The following is a 24,135-nucleotide window of genomic DNA, read 5'->3' on the forward strand; positions in this document are numbered from 1 at the left end:
ACCGGCATCCTGCTCAGCCGGCGCGCTTGAGCACCCATTCGAACGTGCTCCGCCAAATGTCGGCCGGCACCTCCTCGGACAAGGTGCCGACCAGATCGGAAAGCCGGACGCGCCTCAGCGTATCCCGCCAAGCCTCGTCGGCCTCCCACATGATGCGCGCAACCGCGCATGGCTTGCTGTCGCAATATCCTTCCGGCCGGCAGGGATTGTTCGCCCGAATGTTCGTACAGGTGAAGCTGCGGGCCTTCCCCTCGACCGCCTCGACGATCTCGAGAAAGTTGATATCCGAGGGGGTCTTGGCAAGCCTGTAGCCGCCACTCGGACCGAGCGTGGTCTCGACCAGCGATGCCTGCGAAAGGCTCTGCAGTGCTTTGGAGAGATATTCCTTCGGCAGACCATGAAGCTCAGCGAGCGCCTTGGTGGAAAGATACCTGCCCTCTGGCAGGCCCGCGAGAATGGCGCAGCAGTGAAGCGCCCACTCGACCTGGCTTTTCAGGATCATTCAGCAACTCGTGTGATGGCTGGCTCTGCCAATGGAATTAAGGATATATCATATCCGAAAACCGACACGATGTAAATGAGCTGCAAAAGCAGCGTGTTGTTGCCTGAACGGCGATGCGGGCTCCGATCTCCCTCAGCCCGCCTGCTCGTCCTCTCCCCGCGCCTGCTCATTTTCAATTCCGGCGATCAGCTTGCGCAGCAGCGCCGCAAGCGCCTCGCGCTCCTTTCCATCAAGAGCCTGCAGAAACGAAGCTTCGCTCGCCATGTCCGTGCGGAAGGCCTTTTCGGCGAGTGCCGCACCCGCCTCGCTCAAAGCCACCAGCACACTGCGCCCATCGCGTGGTGATTTCTCCCGGCGGATCAGTCCCGCTTTCTCCAGCCGGTCAAGCCTGTGGGTCAGGCCTCCCGAAGAGATCATCAGCGCCGAATACATCTCCGTCGGGGTCATCAGGTAAGGCGGTCCGGAACGGCGAAGCGTTGCGATCACGTCGAATTCGCCGCGGTCGAGGCCAAAATCGGCAAATGTCGCCTCAATGCTCGGACGCACCAGGTTCGACAGCCGGAAGGCTCGGCCCAGGATCGCCATCGGCTCGGTGTCGAGGTCGGGCAGTTCCAGCGCCCATTGCCGGCGCAGCCGGTCGACATGATCCTCGTAAGAGTCGCCTTCTTTAACCCCATTCGTCATTTTCTGCCTCATATGCCACCACAGCCGAGACATACACCTTCCATCTGCATCAAGGAAGATATCTTGACAGGAAGATAGTTTTGGGAATATATCTTCTCGTGAAGATAGTTTTGCGATCGGAAATGGCACCAGCAGGAGGCACGGGATGTTCAGGATTCTTCGCCACCAGGAACCGCGAGCCGATCAAAGCCGCACGGTCCGCTTTGAAGGCCGCGACCATTGCGGCGAGATATCGCTTTTCCTGGTCGACAATGAGCCCGGCCAAGGGCCTGACCTGCATATACACCCCTATTCCGAAACGTGGGCCGTCAGGAAAGGCGAAGCCGAATTTACCGTGGGCGACGCCAAGACCCGCGCCTTTCCTGGCGACATCGTCATCGTGGCCGCCAACATTCCGCACCGTTTCGAGAATGTCGGCACCGGACGGCTCGAAATCGTCTGCATTCATGCCAGCGACACGATCTTGCAGGAGTTTGTGTGAGGCAAAGCCGCCTGGAAGGCAAAGCGCGGAAGACAATGAAGAGGAGAGAACTGCAATGCCCAAGATGATCTTCGTGAACCTGCCGGTGAAAGACCTTGCCGCTGCGACCCGCTTCTATGAAGCGATCGACTGCAGCAAGAACGAACAGTTCAGCGATCACCAGGCGTCGAACATGGTCTGGTCCGAGGTCATTATCTTCCATTTGCTGACGCGCGATTTCTTCGCGAGTTTCACGCCGAAACCCGTTGCCGAAGCGCAGAAGACGAGCGAAATGCTGATCGCGCTGACGATGGACAGCCGTGAAGAGGTGGACGCTATCGTCGAGGCAGCTGCAGCCGCCGGTGGCAAAGCCGATCCGCGCGCGCCGACGGACGTGGGTTGGCTCTACAACCGTGCCTTCGAAGATCCCGATGGCCATATATTCGAAGCGGTCTGGGTCGACATGGCGGCGGCGACCGCTACCGGAGAATAGCCGGCAAAGCGCTCGACGCGACATGCCCGGGCCAAACGGGCTTCGGCCCACCTCGCCCGCCGTGAAAACTTTTGCTGCGTCTGGAATAAAACCACCGCGCCTCGTGTCTCATCTCAGGTATCGCAAGATTGCGTGCCCAATCTGAGGAGAGACATCATGAAACCCGTGAAATTCCTGTCCGTCGTGGCCGCCGCCGCCTTTGCCGCGACCGCTGCTTTCGCCGCCCCTCCTGTCAAGACCGTCGAATCCGAAAAGGGCAAGGTGCTTGCCGGCGAAAACGGCATGACGCTCTACACCTTCAAGAAGGACGTCAAAGGCGTTTCCAACTGCAACGACGATTGCGCCAAAAACTGGCCGCCGCTGATGGCCGCTGGTGATGCCAAGGCTGATGGTGCATATTCGATCGTCGATCGCAAAGATGGCACGAAGCAATGGGCCAAGGACGGCATGCCGCTCTATTACTGGGTCAAGGACAAGAAGGCCGGCGACATCACCGGCGATGGCGTCGGCGGCAACTGGGATCTCGCCAAGCCTTGATCGCCAAGATCCCGATCACAAGCGAGTTGTCGGCGTGAAAACACCCGCACCCGAAACCTTCGAGGGCCAGATCCTGGCCCTCCTGCCCTCACTCAGACGCTATTCGCGCAGCCTGACGCGCTCGGATGCCGATGGCGAGGATCTGCTCCAGGATTGTGTCGAGAAGGTTCTCACGCGCCGCGGCCAATGGCGCGGCCTCAACCTGCGCGGCTGGGTCCTGACCATCATGACCAATCTCTACCGCAACGGCCGGCGCGGCAAGACGCGCGACGGCCTTGTCGAGCTCGATGCCGCAGACAATCTGGCCGCGCCCGAACCGCCGGCCGATCCGCTGGAACGTGCCCGGCTGGACGATGCGCTGAACAGCCTTTCGGAGGAACACCGCGCCGTGCTGATGCTCGTGGTCATCGAGGGATACACCTATGGCGAGGTCGCCGCCGCGCTCGATATCCCGATCGGCACCGTCATGTCGCGCCTGTCGCGCGCCCGCCGGCGCGTCGCCGAACGATTGAAGGCCGACAACATCATTACGCTTCGGAGACCGAAATGAACGAGACCAATCCGAGCGTCGCCGAAGCCGACCTTCACGCTTATGCCGACGGCCAGCTGCCGGAAACGGCGCGCCCCCGCATCGAGGCTTTCCTAGCCGACAATCCCGACGAGGCGGCAATGGTCGCCGAATGGCAGGCGCAGAATTCAGGCATCCGATCGCTGTTTGCCGGTTATGAGAAGGCGAAAGACACCGATCCTCTGCTCGTCGTCCCCCCGCGTGTCGTTTCATCGGGACCGAAACGCTGGGCAATCGCCGCATCAGCCCTCCTCGTCTTCACGCTCGGCGCCGTCAGCGGCCATTATGGCCCCGCACTTCTGGAAAAGCCGGAGCTGCAGCTTGCCGGCTCCGAAACCCTGCCGAAACAGGCCCAGACCGCGTTCACGGTCTATGCCGCCGAGGTTCGCCATCCCGTCGAGGTCTTCGCAAACGAGGAGGTCCACCTCGCCACCTGGCTCGGCAAGCGCCTGGCAATCCAGAACCTCAAGATCCCGAACCTGCAGCCGCTCGGCTTCAAGCTGGTCGGCGGCCGGCTGCTGCCGGTCGACGGCAGGCCGGGCGCCATGTTCATGTATGAAAACCAGGCCGGCGAGCGCCTGACCGTGATGGTCGGCCGCAACGCGGAGAACCGCACGACGAGCTTCCGCTTCGCCTCATCGGGCAATCTCGAAACCTTTTACTGGATCGACGGTGAACTCGGTTATGCCGTGACCGGTGAAATCTCCCGCGAGACGCTGCGGGAGGTAGCCGAGGAGTGCTACAAGCAGTTCCCGACCTAGAGCAATTCCAGGAAAAGTGCAAAGCGGTTTTCCCGGGCAAAGCGCGAAGCGATTTTCGCCAGGAATTGCGCCAAGAAACAAAAGGTTAGAGCGGTTCTGCGGTTCCGTGAGCAGCTGAACCGATCTAAGGATCAGCGCGAGGGATCGTTACCAAGCTCGATCGGCCGTCCATGCGGCGTCGCTTCCGCCGCCCGCTGCCAGCTCTGCTGCAGTGCCAGGATCGTTTCCGCATCGGCGATTCCGTTGTCGACGATAAGGTCGGAGAGTGCCGCCACCCAGCAGTCGAAATAGTCGCTGCCATCTTCGGCCCGGCCAGGCTTGTGCAATTGCGCGGAAAGCGTTTCAGCCCATTCGCTCCAGCTGAACAGGCCTTTTGCGTGCAGGTGCACGGTCATGGCAAAGGCTTCGGCCGCCCATGGCTCGGGAAAAACCGGCTCGCCCTCCGGCGACCTCGGCAGCCCGGACGATTGCGCCAGCGGCGACATCTCACGCCGGCTCAAGATAGCTCTCCCAGGCATCGATCGACACGGTCAGCGTCGGATCGGCATCTCCGCCCCAGATCTCCGTGCCGTCGAAAACGACCGTATAGAGCCATTGCGGGTTTTCGCCCTTGCCATGTGCATTGTCGTCAGGGAAAACGAAAGAGCCCTGCACTACCTCGACCACGCCAGTTTTGGCTCGGGCATAACGCGGCAGGCGCGTATGCGTCGGCGGATTGAATTTCTTCGTCTTCACCGTCTCGCCGACAGCAAAGAGCGGCGCGGTCTTAACAGGACGATCGCAAGGGCCGCCCTTCGCCAAAACGCCGGGCACCATGTCCGCCTTCAGCACCCGCTTCGGAACGGCTCCTGGCTGCTGCGCATGACCGGACAGCAATTCCGCGCGCGTCGCAAAACCATGCCGTTCGAGCAGCTTGTCGATGCCGCGGATCCAGATCTCGTAATAGCTGGCGGCGAGGTAATCGGCCGGCGGAATATTCTCGCGCGCATGCCGGCTTTCATCGATCGTCCATGCGCCGAACGCGCCGCAGGAAAGCGTAATGCCGAGCGCCCGCTTTTCCCATTCTGCATGGAAATAAGGCTCGTCCTTTTCGGGTGCGACAGGACCGAAGCCCATCTGCCCGCCGAGATCGTGCGGTCCGTTCATGCGGCGCTCTCCGGCTTGCGGGCAACGGCCGTACCGATCATCGCATCGCGGCTGACGAGGCCGGCGAGCGTTTGCTCATCCATTCCGTCGGTCCCTCCGGGCCGCTCGGGAATGACGAGATAACGCAGCTCCGCCGTCGAATCCCAGACGCGGACCTTCTTGTCCTCAGGCAGCGTCAGACCGAATTCGGCCAGCACGCCGCGCGGATCGATGACGGCGCGCGAACGATAGGCCGGCGCCTTGTACCAGACCGGCGGCAGACCGAGCACCGACCAGGGATAACAGGAGCAGAGCGTGCAGACGACGAGATTATGGGTCTCGGCCGTATTGAAGACGGCGCGCATATGCTCGCCCTGCCGGCCGGTATAGCCGAGGCTGGCGATGGCCGCCGTCGCATCGCGCCTCAGCCAGTCGGCGAAATCGGCATCGCTCCAGGCCTTGGCGACGACATGCGCGCCGTTCCTCGGCCCCACCTTCGTCTCGTAGGTCTCGACGATCGTATCGATCGCCGCCGGATCGATCAGCCCCTTCTCCGTCAGCAGCGTTTCCAGCGCCTTCACGCGCGCCTGCATATCGGAATAATGGTTGTCGTGATCATGCCCGTGGGCGTGCTCATCTCCGTGAGCATGTTTGTCGTCATGGTCGTGCAAGGCGAAGCCCTCCCGAAACTGCCCGCTATTTCTATCATACGCCACAGGCCCGCCAAGCCCTTCTATGTCTCATGCGCTTTTCCGCTAATCTCCTGCCATGAACATTCTGATTCTCGGCGCAACCGGCTTCATAGGCTCCGTCGTCGCGGCCCGGCTCGTTGCCGACGGCCACGCCGTCACCGGCATCGGTCGCAATCCCGCGCGTGCGCGCCTGAAACAGCCGGCGATCGACTGGCGGTGTGCAGATCTCTCGCGCATGACGAAACCGGCGGATTGGGACGAGATCCTTAAGGATCAGCATGTCGTCGTCAATTGCGCCGGCGCCCTGCAGGACGGCCTGTCTGATGATCTGTTGGCCACCCAGGCAGAGGCGATGCTGGCACTCTATTCCGCCGCAAAACGCTCGTCGCGCCCGCTGATCGTACAGATATCGGCAAGGACAGCGGGAGCGGCGGGTGCTCTTCCCTTCTTCGCCACCAAGCGGCGGGCCGACGAGGCGCTGGCGGCAAGCGGCCTGCGTTACCTCATCCTGCGCCCTGCCCTCGTTCTCGGCCGCAATGCCCATGGCGGTTCGGCGCTGCTGCGGGCGCTTGCCGCCTTCCCCTGTGTGCTGCCCTTGGTCCATGCCGAAAGTCCGGTCGAAACACTCTCGGTGGACGATGTGGCGGAAGCCGTGTCGCGGGCGGTCTCCGACGGCATCTCCGGCGATATAGATCTGGCCGCCGACGAAGTTCTGACGCTCGCCGATCTCGTCCGCCTGCATCGGCAGTGGCTCGGCCTGCCGCCCGCCCGCATGTTCGCTCTCCCCCGCTGGCTTGCCGGCCCGGTGACGTGGCTGGCCGATCTATCAGGACTGCTCGGCTGGCGTTCGCCGCTGCGCTCGACGGCGATGACTGTCATGTCCGAAGGCGTGCGGAGCTCAAAAACAGGGAGCGGCCTTGCTGCGACATCCGCGGCCGCAGCGCTCTCGGCCAATCCGTCCGGCGTACAGGATCTCTGGTTTGCCAGGGTCTATCTCCTGAAGCCGCTAGCCATATCGGGCCTATCCGTTTTCTGGCTGCTCTCAGGTTTGATCCCGCTGCTGGCGCTGGAGCAGACGTCCGCTCACTTCCTGCCGTTCATGCCTGAGGCCGCAGCAACGGCGCTGACGCTTGCAACCTGCCTGACCGACATAGCTCTCGGCGCCGCCGTCCTCCTTCGCCCGCTGGCAAAACGTGCCCTTCTCGGCATGCTGGCCGTGTCGTTCGCCTATCTTGCCGGTGCCAGCCTGCTCGAACCCGCGCTCTGGCTCGATCCTCTCGGTCCCCTCGTCAAGGTGCTGCCATCGATCCTGCTGACGCTCACCGCACTTGCCACGCTGGATGAACGCTGATGATTGAGGAATGGCTGCTGCTTGCCCATGTCATCGGCGCGACCGTGCTCTTCGGCACCGGCGCCGGCATCGCCTTCTTCATGGTGATGGCGCACCGAACCCGCGATCCCCGTCTGATCGCCCATGTCGCCAGCACGGTTGTCATCGCCGACACCCTCTTCACCGCCACCGCAGCCATTCTCCAGCCGGTGACCGGCTATCTGCTGGCCCGGTCGATCGGTTGGGAACTGTCGGAGGGATGGATTGCGCTGTCGCTGCTGCTTTATGTCGTGATCGGCCTGTTCTGGCTGCCGGTCGTCTGGATCCAGATCCGGCTGCGCGACCTCGCCCGCGCCGCAGCAGCGGCGGGAAAAGCCCTGCCGCCAGGCTATTTCAGCCTCTACCGCATCTGGTTCGCCTGCGGTTTTCCGGCCTTCTTCGCTGTCATCGGCATTCTCTGGCTGATGCTCATGAAGCCCGCAATCACTCTATTTTAGCATTGGCCAGAGGCTTAGCACCAACAGCACCGCCATGCTGATATTGAACCATTTCAGCCGCACCGGATCGGAAAGCCATTCCCTCAGCGCCGAGCCGAAGCCGGCCCAGGTCGAAACGCTGGGCACATTGACTGCCGCAAAAGCGAGACCAACGATCAGCACGCTCACTAGGTAGAGTTGCGGATTGGTGTAGGTCGCCATCGCGGTGACCGCCATCACCCAGGCTTTCGGATTGACCCACTGGAAGGCCGCCGCCGCCGAGAAGGACATCGGCTCGACGCCGCTTCTGCCTTCGCTCAGCGAGCGCGACGAGGCAATCTTCCAAGCAATCCAGATGAGATAGGCGCCGCCCGCAAATTTCAGTACCGTATAGACAATAGGCACCGTGTGCAGCAGCGCGCCGAGCCCAAGGCCGACGCCGATGAGCAGCGAGAAGAAACCGACACCGATGCCGAACATATGCGGGATCGTCCTGCGGAAGCCAAAATTCACGCCCGATGCGAAGAGCATCATATTGTTCGGTCCCGGCGTGATCGAGGTCGTGAAGGCGAAGAGAACGAGGGCGAGAAATGTATCCAGCGGCATGCGACCTCCCGAAGCCAGATTTTCTGCGGCCTGTTTATTTAGGTCAGCATAACTGTCCTAAACCGCCGGTGCCATTACATCATTGTCATGGTGACAGGATTACTTGAAAGATGGCGACCCGGCCCAATCTCCTGTCGAAGGGACAGAAACCATGCAGGACGACCCGATTCCATCGATCACATTCCCTGATGGCACTGAGGTGCCGGCGCTCGGCCAGGGCACCTGGGCGATGGGTGAGGATGCCGGTCATGCCAGGGCCGAGATCGAAAGCCTCAGGGCCGGCATCGATCTCGGCATGACGCTGATCGACACCGCCGAAATGTACGGCGACGGTGGCGCCGAAGAGATCGTCGGCCAGGCGATCAGGGGCCGGCGCGATGAGGTCTTCATCGTCAGCAAGGTCTATCCCTGGAATGCCAGCCTGAAAGGCACGATTGAGGCCTGCGAGCGCAGTCTCGAACGGCTGGGTACCGATCGCATCGATCTCTATCTGCTGCACTGGCGCGGAGACCATCCGCTCACAGAGACCGTCGCCGCCTTCGAAATGCTGAAGGCATCCGGCAAGATCGGCGCCTGGGGCGTCTCCAACTTCGACACCGACGACATGGAGGAACTGCTCGGAGTGCCCGACGGCGCCAATGTCGCCGCCAACCAGGTGCTCTATAACCTTTCCCGCCGCGGCATCGAATTCGATCTGCTGCCCTGGTGCCAGAACCGAGGCATTCCCATCATGGCCTATTCGCCGATCGAACAGGGAAATATCCTGCACCATCCCGAGTTGATCCGCATCGCCAAGGCCTATCAGGCGACACCCGCTCAGCTGGCACTCGCCTTCCTGCTGGAACGCGACGGCGTCATCGTCATGCCGAAGACCTCGAATGCCGAACGCGCGGCGGAAAACCGCGACTGCGTCTCGCTCGAAATCACCGACGACGACTGGGATGCCATCGACGCCGCCTTTCCGCCGCCCACAAAGAAAAAACCGCTGGAGATGCTTTGATCTCCAGCGGCTTTCGCAATCATTGCAGCATCGGGCTTAGATGCCCGGGCTGTGATACTTACATGTCCGGGCTGTATTATTTACATCCCCTGCACGCCGCGGTTCATCGCCGCAATGCCGGTACGGCAGACCTCGATGAGGCCAAGCGGCTTCATGATCGCCACGAACTGATCGATCTTTGACGATTTGCCGGTGATCTCCAAAATGAAGTGGCCGACGGTCGCATCCACCACCTTGGCATGAAAGGCATCGGCAAGGCGCAGGGTCTCGGCACGCATCTCGCCCTCGCCGATCACCTTAACCAGCGCCACTTCGCGCTCGATCGGCCGATCCTGGCCGAGTTCGCGGGCCCGCACCGTCAGGTCGACGACGCGATGTACCGGCACGATGCGCTCGAGCTGCGCCTTGATCTGTTCCAGCACCTGCGGCGTCCCGCGTGTGACGACGGTGATGCGGGAAAGATGCGCCTGATGCTCGGTCTCGGAGACCGTCAGGCTCTCGATATTGTAGCCGCGGCCGGAAAACAGGCCGATGACCCGGGCAAGAACGCCCGGTTCGTTGTCGACGAGAACCGAAAGCGTGTGGCTTTCGACCGCCGCCGTTTCCGGCGAGATGAAGTAAGCGGAGCCCGTGGGCTGTAGGTGTGCGTTCATGGTCTTGAGTTTCCTCTTCCCTGCCGCATAACCCTGAAAATCGAAAGCGATTTTCGGAAAGGGTCATGCGCAAATTAAAAATGTCAGACGAGCGCGCGGCCCTTGGCGTCGATCGCATTGGCGACCGCTTCGTCGGTGGCTTCGTCCGGCAACAGCATTTCGTTATGGGCCTTGCCCGAGGGGATCATCGGGAAGCAATTGGCGAGATTGGCGACACGGCAATCGAAGATGACAGGCTTTCTGACCTCGATCATCTCCAGAATGGTGTCATCAAGCGCATCCGGCTTTTCGCAGCGCAGGCCGACGGCACCATAGGCCTCCGCCAGCTTGACGAAATCGGGCATCGCCTCCGTATAGGAATTCGACAGGCGATTGCCGTGCAACAGCTGCTGCCACTGACGCACCATGCCCATATATTGGTTGTTCATGATGAAGATCTTGATCGGCGCGTCGTGCTGGATCGCCGCCGACATTTCCTGGATACACATCTGGATCGAGGCGTCGCCGGCAATGTCGATGACGAGGCTGTCGGGATGGGCGATCTGCACGCCGAGCGCGGCCGGCAGGCCGTAGCCCATCGTACCGAGGCCGCCCGAGGTCATCCAGCGGTTCGGCTGCTCGAAACCGAAGAACTGCGCCGCCCACATCTGGTGCTGGCCGACCTCGGTGGTGATGTAGGTATCCCGGTCCTTGGTGTGGGCAAAGAGCCGCTCCAGCGCATATTGGGGCATGATGACGTCATTGCTCTTCGTATAGGCGAAGGAGTTGCGTGCCCGCCAGCGGGCGATATCGGTCCACCAGTCGTCGAGGCGACCCTTCTCCGGCTTCTTCGGCAGCGCCCGCCACAGGCGGACCATGTCTTCGAGGACATGGCCGACATCGCCGCGGATGCCGATATCGACTCGGACGTTCTTGTTGATCGAGGATGGATCGATATCGATATGGATCTTCTTCGAGTTCGGCGAAAAGGCATTGAGACGGCCGGTGATGCGGTCGTCGAAACGGGCGCCGATGCAGACCATGACGTCGCAGTCGTGCATCGCCATGTTGGCTTCGTAGGAGCCGTGCATGCCGAGCATCTTCAGCCAGTTCTTGCCCGAAGCAGGATAGGCGCCGAGGCCCATCAGCGTCGAGGTGATCGGGAAATCGGTGAGCTCGACCAGCTCGCGCAGCAGCTTGGAAGCCTCGGGGCCGGAATTGATGACGCCGCCGCCGGAATAGATGATCGGACGGCGCGCATTCGCCATCAGTTCGATCGCGGCATGGATCTGGTTGAGGTCGCCCTGGATCTTCGGCTGGTAGCTCTTCTGAATCGCGTAATCGGCGGGCGGCGTATAGGTGCCGGTCGCAAACTGCACGTCTTTCGGAATATCGACGACGACGGGGCCTGGACGGCCGGACTGGGCGATGCGGAAGGCCTCGTGAATGACGGCGGCAAGCTGGTTGACATCCTTGACCAGCCAGTTGTGCTTGGTGCAGGGCCGGGTGATGCCGACCGTATCGCATTCCTGGAAGGCGTCGGAGCCGATCAGTGGGGTCGGAACCTGGCCGGTCAGGCAGACGAGCGGGATCGAATCCATCAGCGCGTCCTGCAGCGGCGTGACGGCATTGGTAGCGCCCGGACCCGAGGTGACCAGCATGACGCCGACCTTGCCGGTGGAGCGGGCGTAACCTTCGGCCGCATGGCCTGCCCCCTGCTCGTGGCGGACGAGGATGTGCTTGACATCTTCCTGCTGGAAGATCTCGTCATAGATCGGCAGGACCGCGCCGCCGGGATAGCCGAAAATATGTTCGACGCCATTGTCCTTCAGCGCCTTGAGAACGATCTCCGCTCCCGTCATCCGATTGCCTGCCGCCTGATTGTCCGTGCTCATCTGTCTGTTCCGTTTGATGCTGGGATTGCGTTTGTGGCCGGAAGCCCGAATTTCGGGCATAAAAAAAGGCCCCTGAGGAGCCTGTCATCTAGCGCATGGGTGGCTATCGCCGGATGGTTACACCATCCTGCCCATGCGCTTTCCCACCACGATAAGAGCCGTTGCGATTTTCATGGTCGGAAGTGATAGACAGAAAATTTCGCAGCGTCAACGCATGCCACAATAAAAAACTGCCCCACGCCTGCATCCCCGAAAATCGATAGGATGAAGGATTTGTTAAAGGATCGACTTTATTCTTCTACGCTACTGCATGGAGTAGCCCTTTGCTCAACAACGACTTGCGCACGTCTGGCAAGGCAGGCGAGCATGATCGCCGCGATGGCCATGCGCCGGGAAATCGCTTTCTCGGCCGCGTCGTTGCATGCAGCGGTTCGCGGGCGACGATTGCCGCCGTCGCCGAACAGGGCGGCACCGATCTTACCGAACTCTGGTCCGTGGGCCGGCTGATTTCGATCAGCGTCGGCCGCAATCGCGTCGTCGCGCTCGTCTATCAGATGAACACCGGCAGCCACGCCTGGGGCGAAGGCGAGGACAATATTTTCAAGATCGAGACCGAACTGCTCGGCGAAGTCCGTGTCGACGAGGACGGGCGCGAGGAATTCTCGACCGGCATCTCGCGTTATCCCTATCTCGGCGCCATCGCCCACCGCATCCGATCCGCCGACCTGATGCGCATCTACGATGCCGGCGAGGGTACGACCGCCGTCATCGGCAAGCTGACGCAGGACGATAGCATCGATGCGGCGATCCATATCCCCTCGATGCTCTCCAAGCATTTCGCCGTCGTCGGCTCGACCGGCGTCGGCAAGTCGACGGCCGTGTCGCTGCTCCTGCACAAGGCGATCGCGGCGGACCCGAAGCTGCGTGTACTGATCCTCGATCCGCATAACGAATTCGCCGCCGCCTTTCCTCAGCACGCCGTCACCATCGATACCGATACGCTTGATCTGCCCTTCTGGCTCATGCGGCTTGAAGAGTTCGCCGAAGTCGTCTTTCGCGGCCGCCCGCCGGTGCCCGAAGAGCTCGACATGCTGCGCGATATCCTGCCGGAAGCCAAGCGCGCCTTCCGTGGTAGCGACAATTCACTGGTGCGCCGCACGACCGAAAAGAGTTCGATCACCGCCGACACGCCGGTTCCCTACCGCATGGCCGATCTGCTGGCGCTGATCGACGAGCGCATCGGTCGCCTGGAAGGCCGTTCGGAAAAACCCTTCCTGCGTTCGTTGAAGATGCGCATCATCGCCGCAATCAATGATCCGCGTTATCATTTCATGTTCTCCAACAACACGATCACCGACACGATCACCGACACCATCGCGCAGATCTTCCGCATCCCCGGCGAGAACCGGCCGATCTGTGCCTTCCAGCTTGCCGGCATTCCTTCCGAGGTCGTCAATTCGGTCGCTTCGGTGCTTTGCCGCATGGCCTTTGAGGTAGCGCTGTGGAGCGAGGGCGCCATCCACATGCTCGTCGTCTGCGAGGAAGCTCACCGCTATATCCCCTCCGATCCGAGCCTCGGCTTCGTGCCGACGCGCCAGGCGATCGCCCGCATCGCCAAGGAAGGCCGCAAATACGGCGTCTCGCTCGGCATCATCACCCAGCGCCCGGGCGAGCTCGACCAGACGATCCTGTCGCAGTGTTCGACGCTCTTTGCCATGCGCCTCGCCAACGACCGCGACCAGGAAATAATCCGCTCGGCCATCCCGAATTCGTCGATCTCGACGACAAGCTTCATCTCCTCGATCGGCAATGGCGAAGCGATCGCCTTCGGTGAGGCGATCAGCGTGCCGATGCGCATGCGCTTTTCCCGCGTCGAGGAGAACCTGCTGCCGAAGGCGAGCAGCGCCAACAGCAAGCAAAGCGAGGAAGATCCGGATACGGTCGATCTGCGCAAGATCGTCACCCGCATGCGGGCGGTGACCGTCGGACCCGACATTTCAAATTTCCAGCAGAACTATGCCGCGTCCGTGGCAGGTTTCGACGAGACCGACGCAGCCGACGAGGATCTCGACGCGAAGCCATACACGCCGCTCGCCTCTTTCGCCGCGCCGCCCGCCTCCGCGCCGCTCGAAACCTACCGGCGGGAATTGCTACCGCAGACGCCGCGGCTGGACCCGGCCACGTCACCCGCAATCGATCCCCGGCTGGACGCGCTTCGCCGCGAGATGCGCCGCGACGAGCCGGTTTTTCCCCGACCGGCACCACCGGCGGACCAGCCCACGGTCTCCCGCCGGGAGCCCGGCACGTCGCTGCGCGAAAGCATCCTGAAAAAACCGCTGAGCAGCCTTTACAACAAGGATTGACGCTTCAGCTCGCTCTCCAGGGCGATCAGAGGCTCGACGGCGTCGAGCACACGCTGCCGGTCCATCGGCCCGAGCGGCAAGAGAGGGCGTGGGAGCTCTGCCCCGGCGAGTGAGAGAAGGTCGACCAGCGTATAGACCACGCGAAGGCTTCCGAACGCCTTGAACGTTTTCCAGAGCGGTTCGAGGAGACCATCGAGCCGGTGCGCCTCCCCGCCCTTGCCCGCAATCGCAGCCTTGGTCAGGGCAAGGGCGACGCGCGGAAGCAAGCCACCGATGACGCTGTACCAGGCGTCGGCACCTGAAAGCAGCGCTTCGGCCGCGCCCCAGTCGCCGCTGTAGCCGATCGCAAGCCTGGTCTTCTCTCGCAATGCCGCCAACTCGCCTGCGAAATCGCCGTCAGCAGGCAGAGGCATCTTCACGGCCCTGATAGTCTCGATATCGGACAGGCGCTGCAGAAGATCCCGGCCGAAGGTGAAGTGGGTCGTGCCGGGATTGTTGTAGATACAAAGCGGCAGATTCGCCGCCTCGGTGACCGCCAGGAAATGCTCGTAGGCTTCGTCCTGGGTCAGCGGCGTGTAGGACACCGGCGCAAGCAGAAGAGCATCTGCACCGGCGGCCTCGGCATCCCTCGCCAGGCTCCGGGCATGGTCTGTCCTCAGAGCGCCGACGCCGACGACGAGGGGAATACGACCACGAACGCACTCGACCGCAGCCTCGACGGCTCGCCGTCGTTCCTCGCGCGTGAGAAAGGCGTAGATCCCGGTGCTGCCGAGAAGGCCTATCGAAGCGACGCCTGCATCACACAGGCGTTCCAGCAGGCGGCCGAGGGCTTCGGTGTCTACCCGGCCCTCCCTATTGGCGGGCGTGGGCGGAAAGGCCGAAAGACCATGAAACGGAGAAGTGACAGACATGATGCGATCCTGAAAACCCGGTCAATGTGAGAACAGCAGGCGCGATCCGGCACCGGCGAAGAAGACGGCGAGACTGCCCTCGATCCACCGCCGCGCACGGGCGTAGCCGCGCACCATCGGTGCCGTCGAGAAGAGCACGGCATAGCCGGCAAATATCGAGATGCCCAAGAGCACGCAGCCGCCGAATGCCGTGACGGCCATCTCCGGCGAAGCGCCCGGCTTGAGGCCGAGCGACATGATCGCCACCCAGGCCAGAACCGCCTTCGGGTTACCGAGATGCATCAGAACGCCGCGACGATAGAGCACGCCAACTTGCGCGGCAGGCCGGACGACCTCGCTTGCCGGCATATCCGGGGCTGCTGCCGAGCGGGCCGCCCTCCAGGCGAGCCAGAGAAGGTACAATCCGCCTGCAATCTTGAGAAACAGCAGGGCATGGGCATAGCGTACCAGCAGTGTCGAGATGCCGGTGACCGCAACCAGCCCCCAGGATGTCGACATCGTTATAACCCCGGCGGCAAGGGCGAGCGCCGGTCGACGCCCTTGCCGCATTGCCACATTCATAATGGCCATGTTGCTTGGTCCGGGACTGCCTGCAGCAATTGCGTAGGCGATGTAGACGACGAGAAGATCCTGCATTTGCGTCTTTTCCAGAAGTTTGCGCTCGCGCACGGTACCACCCCGACGACGAAAAGCACGCCCTCGGGAAGTCGCCAATCCGCTTCCTTTTCTTTGAAAATTGGTCCACCATGAAGCTCCATTTTGAATAATTTCTATGGACCATTTTGCGATGTCCAAACGGCGTAGCACCATCGAAATACCATCGCTCAAAGCGATCGAGCGAACGGCCAATGTCAGTCGCCAGCTTGCACAGGCCCTGCGGAACGCGATCGCCCGCGGTGAGCTGAGGTCGGGAGAACGCCTTCCTTCGACGCGGAGCCTTGCGGCTTCGCTGGAGATCGCGCGCGGCACCGTTGTCGAGGTGTTCGATCAGTTGACCGCTGAAGGCTATCTCGAAGCGCGGGTCGGAGCCGGAACCCGTGTTGCCACCGATCTGATGGACACCACGCCGGCGCCCCCGCTTGCACCGGCTGTGCCATCTACCGCGGATGCCGTCGATCTGCCTTCCCAGGCTGCCCGGCTGATTGCCATCGCCCGTGCGCTCACCCCGCACCCGCCCGTTCCCTTCGCCATCGCCGTCCCGGCTTGTGGCATTGCGCCCGACGACAACTGGCGCCGTCTCGGCAACCGCGTGCGCGCGTCGCGACAGGCCGCACCCTCTGGTTACCACGATCCTATGGGTTTGCTCGAACTCAGGCTTGCCATTGCCGACCACGTCCGCCGCGCGCGGGCCGTTCATTGTGAGCCGGAACAGGTCATCATCACGTCAGGCACCCAGCAAGGCCTCTATATGGCAGGCCGGGTGCTTCTCTCGCGTGACGATGCGGTATGGGCCGAGGACCCGGCCTATCCCGGCCTAACGGCAGTGCTCGACGATCTCGGCGTACGAATGCACCGCCTGCCGGTCGACGCACAGGGAATGAACGTGGAACGCGGCCTCGAGCTATGTCCGCGGGCGCGCGCCGCATTCGTCACGCCGTCGCACCAATATCCGATCGGAATGCCGCTCAGCATGGCCCGGCGTAATTCCTTGATCGCCTGGGCCGACCAAAATCGCGCCTGGATTGTCGAGGACGACTACGACAGCGAGCTGCGTTATGCCGGACACCCATTTCCCTCGATGCAGGGATTGCGTCCGTCACGCGTCATCTATCTCGGCACCTTCAGCAAAGTGCTCTTTCCTTCTCTGCGCCTCGGCTACGTCATCGCCCCTCCTCCGCTGGCGGAAGCCTTTGCCGGCGCCCGCGCCATTCTCGACCGGCATTCGCCGATCGCCGAACAGCACGTTCTGGCGGCCTACATGCGGGAAGGCTATTTCGAAGCGCACATCCGACGCATCCGCGGCCTCTATGCCGAACGCCGCGCTGTTCTGCTTTCGGCGCTCGATCGGGCCTTGCCTGAGGGCTGCCGCGTGCAGCAGAGCGACCAGGGCATGCATATTCTTCTGTGGCTGCCCGAGGAGGTCGACGACGCGCAACTTGCAGCCCGTGCCCTCTCGGCCGGCCTCGCCGTGCGTGCGATCTCCCCGATGTATGCCGCGCGGCCGGCGCGCCCCGGCCTGATGCTGGGCTTCGGCGGATTTCTGCCGGACCAGTTGCAGGCGGCGGTTGGCGAACTCGTCAAGCAGCTGAGCCAGCAGATGTCTCAAAGCAGGCGGCCCGCAACAAACTGATGGCTAAACCGTCAGCCGTTCCCAGCTACCGTCCATCTGGTTGCGAAACCATGTCATTTGCCGCTTGGCATATTGCCGCGTCGCCGCAGCCCCCTTCTCCAGCACCTCGTCGCGCGTCATCTCGCCCCTTAGCATTGCCGTAATCTGCGACACGCCAATTGCCTTCATCACAGGCGCCTCGGCCGGCAGATCGAGCGCAAGCAGCGCCCTTACCTCGTATTCCGCACCTTGCTGCAACATCTTTTCGAAACGCCCGTTGATGCGTTGATGCAGCACAGCCCGGTCCGGCAGAACGACGATCTTGCGGGCCTCATCGGCGTCGATAACCACCGGTCCCGACCGGCCTTGGAAATCGGCGATCGACCGCCCCGTCGCCTTCACCACTTCAAGCGCCCGGACGATCCGCTGTCCGTCCTGCCGGTTGAGGCTTGCCGCCATGGCGGGATCGGCCTCGGCGAGTTCGGAGTAGAGCCCGTCCGGCCCCTCCTCCAGCAGCCGGGTCCTGAGTTTTTCCCGCAGCACCTCAGGTATCTCCGGCATATCGGAGAGCCCGCCGGTCAGCGCCTTGAAATAAAGTCCCGTGCCGCCGACAAAGACCGGCAGCCGTCCTGCGTCCCGCAGCGCCGGTAGTAGTGCTGCGACATCCCGCAGCCAGGCGCCTGTGGAATAAGCCGCACCTGCCGGCACGTGGCCGTAAAGATGATGCGGCACGCCCTGCATCTCCGCCTCCGACGGGCGCGCGGTCAGCACCCGCAACGTGTCGTAGACCTGCATGCTATCGGCGTTGACGACCGCGCCGTCATGACGCTTGGCCAATTCGACGGCGAGCGCGGACTTGCCGCTGGCGGTCGGCCCGGTTATCAGGATCGCGTTCACTGTGCTCAGAAGGTTTTCCATCATGGCCCTCGTTGCCACGCTTGTTGCCAATCCGTCAAATCCCGTGCTGACACCCGAAATCGCCGAACGGGCGGCCGAGGCCGTGAACGCTTCCGGTCTCTACTGGCTGGCAGACGGCATCGCCTGCGACATCGCGCTGCGCGACGGCACGGACGCGCAAGAGGCAGAAGCCAATATCCTTGCCGTCGTATCTAGCGCGCCCATCGACCTCGTTATCCAGGAGCAGGAGACCCGCCGCAAGAAGTTGCTGATCGCCGATATGGATTCGACGATGATCGGCCAGGAGTGCATCGATGAACTCGCCGCCGAAGTCGGCCTGAAGGAGAAGGTTGCGACCATCACCGCCCGCGCCATGAACGGCGAGATCGCTTTCGAGCCGGCCTTACGTGAGCGTGTCGCCCTGCTGAAGGGCCTACCGATATCGGTCGTCGACGAGGTGATCGCCAAGCGCATCACGCTCACGCCGGGCGGCCCGGAACTCATCGCCACCATGAAGTCGAAAGGTCATTACACCGCGCTAGTCTCCGGCGGATTCACCGTCTTCACCAGCCGCATCGCCGCCACCCTCGGCTTCGACGAGAACCGTGCCAACACGCTGCTCGAAGACGGCGGCATTCTCTCCGGCTTCGTCGCCGAACCGATCCTCGGCAAGCAGGCGAAAGTCGATGCGCTGAACGAAATATCGGCTCGCCTCGGCATTTCGCCGGAAGAAGCGATGGCCGTCGGCGACGGCGCCAACGACCTCGGCATGCTACACCTCGCCGGCGCCGGCGTCGCCCTCCACGCCAAGCCGGCAGTCGCTGCCGAAGCACAGATGCGCATCAACCACGGCGACCTGACCGCCCTGCTTTATATCCAGGGTTACCGGAAGACGGATTTCGTGACGGCTTGAAGGCGATACCAGCGATATTCCCGAAATCGGGGCTGATCGCCCGGTGCCACGTACGGAAGGGCAACCTCCATAAACCCGCCAAATAGCCTGTCACCTCCGGACCGTTAGGCCAACGGCCCCGTTTCGAAAGGCCGCCCGGCACACCCTCTCCGCCCTCATTCCTGTGCTCGTCACAGGAATCCAGCCACCGCGCGTCTGCGCGGTGAATGATTTACGCCAAGAGAGTAGAGTCTTCTTAGCCCAAGGACTTTGGGCGCACTGGATTCCTGTGACAAGCACGGGAATGAGGGAGAGTTGGAGACCACGGCGGCAAATTCACTACCGCCTAGCTCCCCTATTCCATCGGCACCGCCACGAACCGCAGATCGCCATTCGCCGATGCGACCATCAGCTGAGCGTTGCGGCGGCCCTCCTGTTTCAGCGCCTGCACCTTGGCGGCGACAGCATCCGGCGACTTCATAAACTCCTGCGCAACCTCGACGATCACGTCGCCGGGCTTCAGCCCCTTTTCGGCCGAGGCGGAGCCGGGCGTCACCTCTGTGACGACGACGCCGTCAACGCTCTCGGCGATGCCAAAGGCCTTGCGCGTCTCGGCGCTCAACAGCGACAGCGACAGCCCGAGCACGTTCTTCGGCGTGGCCGCATCCGGCGACACCTGCCCCTTATGCTGGTCGGGTGTATCAGGTGCAGGCTTAGCCTGATCGCCGGAATCCGGCTGGTCCATGTCGTTGTTCTCGCCGGGGTCCGGGGTGATCACGCCGCCGTCGTTCTGCGAACCGTCGGGCGCGTCGGATGCTGCCGCCTGATCGCTGTCCTCGAGCCGGCCAAGCTTCACCTTGACGGTCTGCTCCTTGCCGTCGCGCAGCACCACGACGTCAACTTCCTTGCCGACGGTGCTCTCCGCCACGACGCGCGGCAGGTCGCGCATTTCGCTGACGGTCTTGCCGTCGAATTTCAAAATGACGTCGCCCGCCTTGATCGAGCCGTCATCGACGGGGCCGCCCTTGATGACACCGGCGACCAGCGCGCCCTTTGCAGTGTCGAGCCCGAGGCTGTCGGCGATATCGTCGGTCACCGGCTGGATGCGCACGCCGAGCCAGCCGCGCCGCGTCTCGCCATATTCGCGCAGCTGGTCGACGACGCCGGAAGCAAGCTCCGACGGCACAGAGAAGCCGATACCGATCGAGCCGCCGCTCGGCGAAATGATCGCCGTGTTGATGCCGATCACTTCACCCTTCATATTGAAGAGCGGGCCGCCGGAATTGCCCTTGTTGATCGCCGCATCCGTCTGGATGAAGTTGTCGTAGGGACCGGCATTGATGTTGCGGCCACGCCCGGAAATGATACCCACCGTCACCGAACCGCCGAAGCCGAACGGATTGCCGATCGCCATCACCCAGTCGCCGATGCGCATCGTGCTGGAATCGCCGAATTTCACCGATTTCAGCGGCGTCTTCGGCTCGACCTTCAGCACCGAAAGATCGGTCTTCGTATCGGTGCCGATCAGCTTCGCCTTGAGCTTCGAACCATTGGCGAAATTGATCTCGATATCGTCGGCGCCCTCGATCACGTGGTTGTTGGTGACGATATAGCCGGCCGGATCGATGACGAAGCCGGAGCCGAGCGAGCTGACATTGTGGTTGCCGCCTTTGTTGCCCTGCTGCTTGTTGAAGAAATCGTTGAAGAATTCCTGGAAAGGCGAGCCGTCGGGCGCGCGCGGCGCCGGACCCGCGCCCTCATCGTCCTTCACATTCTGCGAGGTCGAGATGTTGACCACGGCGTCGAGCAGCCCCTCGGCGAGATCGGCGACGGAAGCCGGGCCGTTGTTGGGCACGGCGGCCTGGATTGGAGCGGTCTGCTGCGGTGCGGCGGGTGCGGTAGGCGTAGGAGCAGCCGTTTCCGGGGCAGCCGGAGCCGGCGGTGTGGGTGCAGGGGCAGCCGTTTCTGGAGTAGCGGGAGCGGGCGCGGCAACCCCGGGCGGTGTCGCCTCAGCTGAGGTTTGGGCGTACGCGACCCCGTTCATGCCGGCATGCGCAAGAATTGCAGCGCTGGCCATAAGCGCGAGCGTTCGTCTGAAGGGCGAGCGAATCGTGGGGGCCATTAAGCTTCCTCATAAGGGGTACATGCGGACATTGAGCACCAGCATAAGGCGGAATGATGGAGGGCGAAATCACCTTTTCGCGAAATCCCCGTGCAATGTGACGTGGCCTCGCAAAAGCCGGATCGTCTCAATCATTCCACGAAAAAAGGGCCGGCGCTCGGGCCGGCCCTTCCAGGATTGTCGGGGTCGTTTCCCCTGCTGTCAGTTCGTCGGCTGGGCCGGTGCAGCGGGAACAGCGGCGCCGGGAACTGCCGGAACCGGTGCAGCCGGATTTGCCGACTGCAGGGTGCCGGCGGCATTGTCGAAATAGCGGAAGAATTCCGAATTCGGCGACAGCACCAGCGTCGTGTCCTGCGACGAGAGAGCGGAGGAATAGGCCGCCATCGAGCGATAGAACTCGAAGAAGGCTGGATCCTTGCTGAAGACTTCGGCGAAGACGCGGTTGCGTTCCGCATCGCCCCGGCCTCGAAGGATTTCCGCATCGCGCTGGGCGCCTGCGGTGAACTCGACGACCTGACGGTCGGCGACGGCCCGGCGCCGCTGGCCTTCCTCATTACCCTCCGCACGGATACGCTCCGCCTCGGCGAGACGTTCCGACCGCATGGCATTATAGGTGTTGGGCGCAACCTCCGGCGAAAGGTCGGTGCGGCGGATACGAACATCGTCTATATGCAGGCCGAGATTTTCGGCATCTGTGCGCAGGTCGTCGCGAATCTCCAGCATCATCGCGACACGCTCTTCCGAGAGCGCAGCATTGTAGTCACGCAGACCGTAGACGCGACGAAGCGATGAATCGAGCTGGGCTCTCAACCGCGCTTCCGCGGCTTCGCGATCGCCCGATACCGTTTCGCGGAAGCGGCGGACATCCGAGATGTTGTAGATCACGAAGGCATCGACGTCGAAGGTCTGACCGTCCTGGACCTGAACGCGAATATTGTCGAGATCGAGCCTCAGCGCCTGCTTTTCGACCAGCTGAACGCGGTCGGCATCCATGAAGCCGAAGGGCAGCTTGAAATAAATGCCCGGCTCGGTTTTGACCGACTGGATCTGGCCGAAACGGACGACGATGGCCTGCTCACGTGCATTCACCACGAAGATGGACGAATAGAGCCCGACCAAAACGATGGCGACGATGAGAAGAATGATGGGAAGTCTGTTCGATGTCATGACTCAACCTCCCTGCTGCGCCGGCTTGCCGAGCTCATTGAGCGGCAGGTAGGGCAGGACGCCCTGCTTCTCGTCGATGATGACCTTCCGGGAGTTCTTCAGCACTTGCTCCATCGTTTCGAGGTACAACCGCTTGCGGGTCACGTCGGGCGCCTTCGAATATTCGTCGTTGATCGCCGTGAAGCGCTGCGCTTCACCTTCGGCCTCCTTCACCACACGGTCCGTGTAGGCGGCTGCATCTTCACGGATTCTGGCCGCATCGCCTCGCGCCTGACCAAGCTTCTGGTTCGTGTAGCGATTGGCCTCTTCAATCGTGCTGTCGCGGTCACGGCCGGCACGCTGCACTTCTTCGAAGGCATCGGCGACTTCCCGCGGCGGTGCCACGTTCTGGATCGTCACGCCGGTCACGGTCACGCCTGCGCCATAGCGGTTCATCGTATCCTGCAGGATATTGAGCACATCCACTTCGATCGGCTGGCGATTGCTGCGGAAGGCGTCCTGCGCCGGACGCCGGCCGACGATTTCACGCATGGCACTGTCGGAAACCTGCTGCAGCGTCTCTGCCGGATTTTCGACGTTGAAGAGATAGGCCTTGGGATCGCTGACGGTGTAGAAGACCGCGAACTGCACGTTGATGACGCTCTTGTCGCTGGACAGCATCAGGCCGTTCGAAGACGATGCCGAAGTCGCCCCGATGTTCAGCTGCTGCACGGTCACCTTGACCGTCTCCACCGTTTCCATCGGCCACAGATGGAAATGCAGGCCCGGCATGGAAATCTCTTCCTTCGGCTTGCCGAACCGCAGTTCGACGCCGCGTTCGTCCGGCTGCACGACGTAGATGCATTGGATCAGCCAGAAGACGGCGACGATCGCCACGACGATCACCGCCACGCCGCCGTTGAATCCGCCGGGAATGATGTTGCGCAGCTGGTCCTGACCGCGCCGGATGATATCTTCCAGATCAGGCGGTCCGCCCTTGCCGCCGCCACCGCGCGGCCGGTTCGGCCCCTGTCCCCATGGTCCCTGATTATTACCGCCGCCGCCGCCCCAAGGGCCGCCGCCGCCATTCTGATTGCTCCAGGGCATCAAAACCTCGTTGTTCGTTAAGTCTCCACGCATGCGAAACCGTGGGGGCTGACCGGCCGATGCGTTGGTGACCGTTATAAGTATCGCCGCACCGGCTTTCAACGCAACGTGAGAAACTTGGTCAATTTAATTGGAAAATAGTTCATTTTCAGGCGCGTCGGCGTTCGTAGACGACGAAGCGCGTGGGATAGCTGTCCTTCTCGCCGGCCGGAACCGCGATCGCCTCCCCTGCCTGCCAGATATCGGGATCAATCACGGGAAACGACGCGTCTCCGTCGAGATCGGCCTCGACATGCGTGATGCACATCCGGTCGGCAAGACCGATCGCCTGGGCATAGACCTGCCCGCCGCCCAGAATGCAGATCTCGTCGACGCCGGTTTCGAGCGCCAGCCTTTCGGCCGCCGTTATCGCCTCGGACAGCGAATGCGTCATGGAGACATCAGGATGTTCTATCGCTGCCTGCCGCGAAATGACGACGTTCGGCCGTCCCGGCAGTGGCTTGCCGATCGACTCGTAGGTCTTGCGGCCCATCACCACAGGCTTTCCCAATGTCAGCGCCTTGAAGCGCTTGAGATCGCTCGAAAGCCGCCACGGCATGTCGCCGTCACGGCCGATAATGCCGTTGCGGGCAACGGCGGCGATAATGGTCCTGCGGATGTCGGCCAT

The 24,135-nt window shown here is 62.4% G+C and carries 26 protein-coding genes; 11 read left to right on the forward strand and 15 right to left on the reverse strand.

Annotated elements, in window-relative coordinates:
• Positions 1–13: 13 nt before the first annotated feature.
• Together AC2444_RS14040 and AC2444_RS14045 are read right to left on the reverse strand one after the other, a co-directional pair.
• Complete coding sequence (locus AC2444_RS14040; RefSeq protein WP_012758212.1) at positions 14–502, reverse strand: RrF2 family transcriptional regulator; 489 nt, start codon at positions 500–502, stop codon at positions 14–16.
• A 132-nt stretch (positions 503–634) separates the two neighbouring features.
• The gene (locus AC2444_RS14045; protein WP_012758213.1) at positions 635–1,186 is read right to left on the reverse strand and encodes a MarR family winged helix-turn-helix transcriptional regulator; all 552 of its coding nucleotides are present in this window, start codon (positions 1,184–1,186) and stop codon (positions 635–637) included.
• Between the two features lie 145 nt (positions 1,187–1,331).
• On the opposite strand from AC2444_RS14045, the gene AC2444_RS14050 reads away from it, so the two are divergent.
• The 5 genes from AC2444_RS14050 (at position 1,332) to AC2444_RS14070 (ending at position 4,005) form a co-directional block, all read left to right on the forward strand.
• Positions 1,332–1,667, forward strand: a complete 336-nt coding sequence (locus AC2444_RS14050; RefSeq protein WP_012758214.1) for a cupin domain-containing protein — start codon at positions 1,332–1,334, stop codon at positions 1,665–1,667.
• Between the two features lie 55 nt (positions 1,668–1,722).
• A complete protein-coding gene (locus tag AC2444_RS14055; RefSeq protein WP_012758215.1) occupies positions 1,723–2,139 on the forward strand; it encodes a VOC family protein in 417 nt (138 codons plus the stop codon).
• A 156-nt stretch (positions 2,140–2,295) separates the two neighbouring features.
• On the forward strand, positions 2,296–2,676 hold the full coding sequence (locus tag AC2444_RS14060) for a COG4315 family predicted lipoprotein (RefSeq protein WP_012758216.1): 381 nt from the start codon (positions 2,296–2,298) through the stop codon (positions 2,674–2,676).
• Between the two features lie 34 nt (positions 2,677–2,710).
• The gene (locus tag AC2444_RS14065) at positions 2,711–3,226 is read left to right on the forward strand and encodes an RNA polymerase sigma factor (protein WP_012758217.1); all 516 of its coding nucleotides are present in this window, start codon (positions 2,711–2,713) and stop codon (positions 3,224–3,226) included.
• Positions 3,223–4,005, forward strand: coding sequence for an anti-sigma factor family protein (locus AC2444_RS14070; protein ID WP_012758218.1), 783 nt, complete (start codon positions 3,223–3,225; stop codon positions 4,003–4,005). Before AC2444_RS14065 ends, AC2444_RS14070 begins: the two co-directional genes overlap by 4 nt.
• 131 nt (positions 4,006–4,136) lie before the next feature.
• Here AC2444_RS14070 and AC2444_RS14075 read toward each other — a convergent pair whose 3' ends face one another.
• The 3 genes from AC2444_RS14075 to nthA are packed head-to-tail and all read right to left on the reverse strand — an operon-like array spanning position 4,137 to position 5,801.
• Entirely contained in the window at positions 4,137–4,505 is a 369-nt protein-coding gene (locus AC2444_RS14075) for a nitrile hydratase accessory protein (RefSeq protein WP_041935555.1), read from the reverse strand.
• The gene (gene nthB / locus AC2444_RS14080) at positions 4,492–5,151 is read right to left on the reverse strand and encodes a nitrile hydratase subunit beta (protein ID WP_012758220.1); all 660 of its coding nucleotides are present in this window, start codon (positions 5,149–5,151) and stop codon (positions 4,492–4,494) included. Before nthB ends, AC2444_RS14075 begins: the two co-directional genes overlap by 14 nt.
• Entirely contained in the window at positions 5,148–5,801 is a 654-nt protein-coding gene (nthA, locus tag AC2444_RS14085) for a nitrile hydratase subunit alpha (RefSeq protein WP_012758221.1), read from the reverse strand. The genes nthB and nthA overlap by 4 nt, the downstream gene beginning before the upstream one ends.
• Positions 5,802–5,898: 97 nt before the next feature.
• Between nthA and AC2444_RS14090 the strand changes: the two genes are divergently transcribed.
• Positions 5,899–7,173 carry an SDR family oxidoreductase gene (locus AC2444_RS14090; protein WP_012758222.1) on the forward strand — a complete coding sequence of 425 codons (1,275 nt, stop codon included), beginning with the start codon at positions 5,899–5,901 and terminating at the stop codon, positions 7,171–7,173.
• Positions 7,173–7,649 (forward strand): DUF2269 family protein, encoded by a 477-nt coding sequence (locus AC2444_RS14095; protein ID WP_012758223.1) that lies wholly within the window; start codon positions 7,173–7,175, stop codon positions 7,647–7,649. Before AC2444_RS14090 ends, AC2444_RS14095 begins: the two co-directional genes overlap by 1 nt.
• Here the strand turns inward: AC2444_RS14095 and AC2444_RS14100 are convergent.
• Positions 7,641–8,234, reverse strand: coding sequence for a LysE family translocator (locus tag AC2444_RS14100; protein WP_012758224.1), 594 nt, complete (start codon positions 8,232–8,234; stop codon positions 7,641–7,643). The two genes, AC2444_RS14095 and AC2444_RS14100, sit on opposite strands and share 9 nt — an antisense overlap.
• 151 nt (positions 8,235–8,385) lie before the next feature.
• Between AC2444_RS14100 and AC2444_RS14105 the strand changes: the two genes are divergently transcribed.
• Positions 8,386–9,234 (forward strand): aldo/keto reductase, encoded by an 849-nt coding sequence (locus AC2444_RS14105; RefSeq protein WP_012758225.1) that lies wholly within the window; start codon positions 8,386–8,388, stop codon positions 9,232–9,234.
• Positions 9,235–9,314: 80 nt separating this feature from the next.
• Here the strand turns inward: AC2444_RS14105 and ilvN are convergent, their stop codons facing one another.
• Both ilvN and AC2444_RS14115 read right to left on the reverse strand, forming a co-directional pair.
• Positions 9,315–9,887, reverse strand: a complete 573-nt coding sequence (gene ilvN, locus AC2444_RS14110; protein ID WP_003560902.1) for an acetolactate synthase small subunit — start codon at positions 9,885–9,887, stop codon at positions 9,315–9,317.
• 83 nt (positions 9,888–9,970) lie between these two features.
• The gene (locus AC2444_RS14115) at positions 9,971–11,761 is read right to left on the reverse strand and encodes an acetolactate synthase 3 large subunit (protein ID WP_012758226.1); all 1,791 of its coding nucleotides are present in this window, start codon (positions 11,759–11,761) and stop codon (positions 9,971–9,973) included.
• A gap of 323 nt (positions 11,762–12,084) precedes the next feature.
• Between AC2444_RS14115 and AC2444_RS14120 the strand changes: the two genes are divergently transcribed.
• Positions 12,085–14,124: an ATP-binding protein gene (locus AC2444_RS14120; RefSeq protein WP_012758227.1), complete on the forward strand. Its 2,040-nt coding sequence runs from the start codon at positions 12,085–12,087 to the stop codon at positions 14,122–14,124.
• On the opposite strand, the gene AC2444_RS14125 is transcribed toward AC2444_RS14120, so the two are convergent.
• Both AC2444_RS14125 and AC2444_RS14130 read right to left on the reverse strand, forming a co-directional pair.
• Positions 14,109–15,035: a dihydrodipicolinate synthase family protein gene (locus AC2444_RS14125; protein WP_012758228.1), complete on the reverse strand. Its 927-nt coding sequence runs from the start codon at positions 15,033–15,035 to the stop codon at positions 14,109–14,111. The genes AC2444_RS14120 and AC2444_RS14125 overlap by 16 nt on opposite strands.
• Positions 15,036–15,056: 21 nt before the next feature.
• A complete protein-coding gene (locus AC2444_RS14130; protein ID WP_012758229.1) occupies positions 15,057–15,671 on the reverse strand; it encodes a LysE family translocator in 615 nt (204 codons plus the stop codon).
• Between the two features lie 151 nt (positions 15,672–15,822).
• Here AC2444_RS14130 and pdxR point away from each other — a divergent pair, with 151 nt between their 5' ends.
• Positions 15,823–17,325: a MocR-like pyridoxine biosynthesis transcription factor PdxR gene (gene pdxR / locus AC2444_RS14135; RefSeq protein ID WP_012758230.1), complete on the forward strand. Its 1,503-nt coding sequence runs from the start codon at positions 15,823–15,825 to the stop codon at positions 17,323–17,325.
• 3 nt (positions 17,326–17,328) lie between these two features.
• Here the strand turns inward: pdxR and miaA are convergent, their stop codons facing one another.
• Positions 17,329–18,225 carry a tRNA (adenosine(37)-N6)-dimethylallyltransferase MiaA gene (gene miaA, locus AC2444_RS14140; protein ID WP_080518556.1) on the reverse strand — a complete coding sequence of 299 codons (897 nt, stop codon included), beginning with the start codon at positions 18,223–18,225 and terminating at the stop codon, positions 17,329–17,331.
• Between miaA and serB the strand changes: the two genes are divergently transcribed.
• On the forward strand, positions 18,224–19,114 hold the full coding sequence (gene serB, locus AC2444_RS14145) for a phosphoserine phosphatase SerB (RefSeq protein ID WP_012758232.1): 891 nt from the start codon (positions 18,224–18,226) through the stop codon (positions 19,112–19,114). The two genes, miaA and serB, sit on opposite strands and share 2 nt — an antisense overlap.
• A 334-nt stretch (positions 19,115–19,448) precedes the next feature.
• On the opposite strand, the gene AC2444_RS14150 is transcribed toward serB, so the two are convergent.
• The 4 genes from AC2444_RS14150 to AC2444_RS14165 form a co-directional block, all read right to left on the reverse strand.
• On the reverse strand, positions 19,449–21,215 hold the full coding sequence (locus AC2444_RS14150; protein WP_012758233.1) for a Do family serine endopeptidase: 1,767 nt from the start codon (positions 21,213–21,215) through the stop codon (positions 19,449–19,451).
• A 201-nt stretch (positions 21,216–21,416) separates the two neighbouring features.
• Entirely contained in the window at positions 21,417–22,382 is a 966-nt protein-coding gene (hflC, locus tag AC2444_RS14155) for a protease modulator HflC (protein WP_012758234.1), read from the reverse strand.
• 3 nt (positions 22,383–22,385) lie between these two features.
• Positions 22,386–23,468: an FtsH protease activity modulator HflK gene (gene hflK / locus AC2444_RS14160; RefSeq protein WP_012758235.1), complete on the reverse strand. Its 1,083-nt coding sequence runs from the start codon at positions 23,466–23,468 to the stop codon at positions 22,386–22,388.
• Between the two features lie 148 nt (positions 23,469–23,616).
• Complete coding sequence (locus tag AC2444_RS14165) at positions 23,617–24,135, reverse strand: dihydrofolate reductase (RefSeq protein ID WP_012758236.1); 519 nt, start codon at positions 24,133–24,135, stop codon at positions 23,617–23,619.

Source organism: Rhizobium sp. WSM1328, from assembly GCF_057653715.1.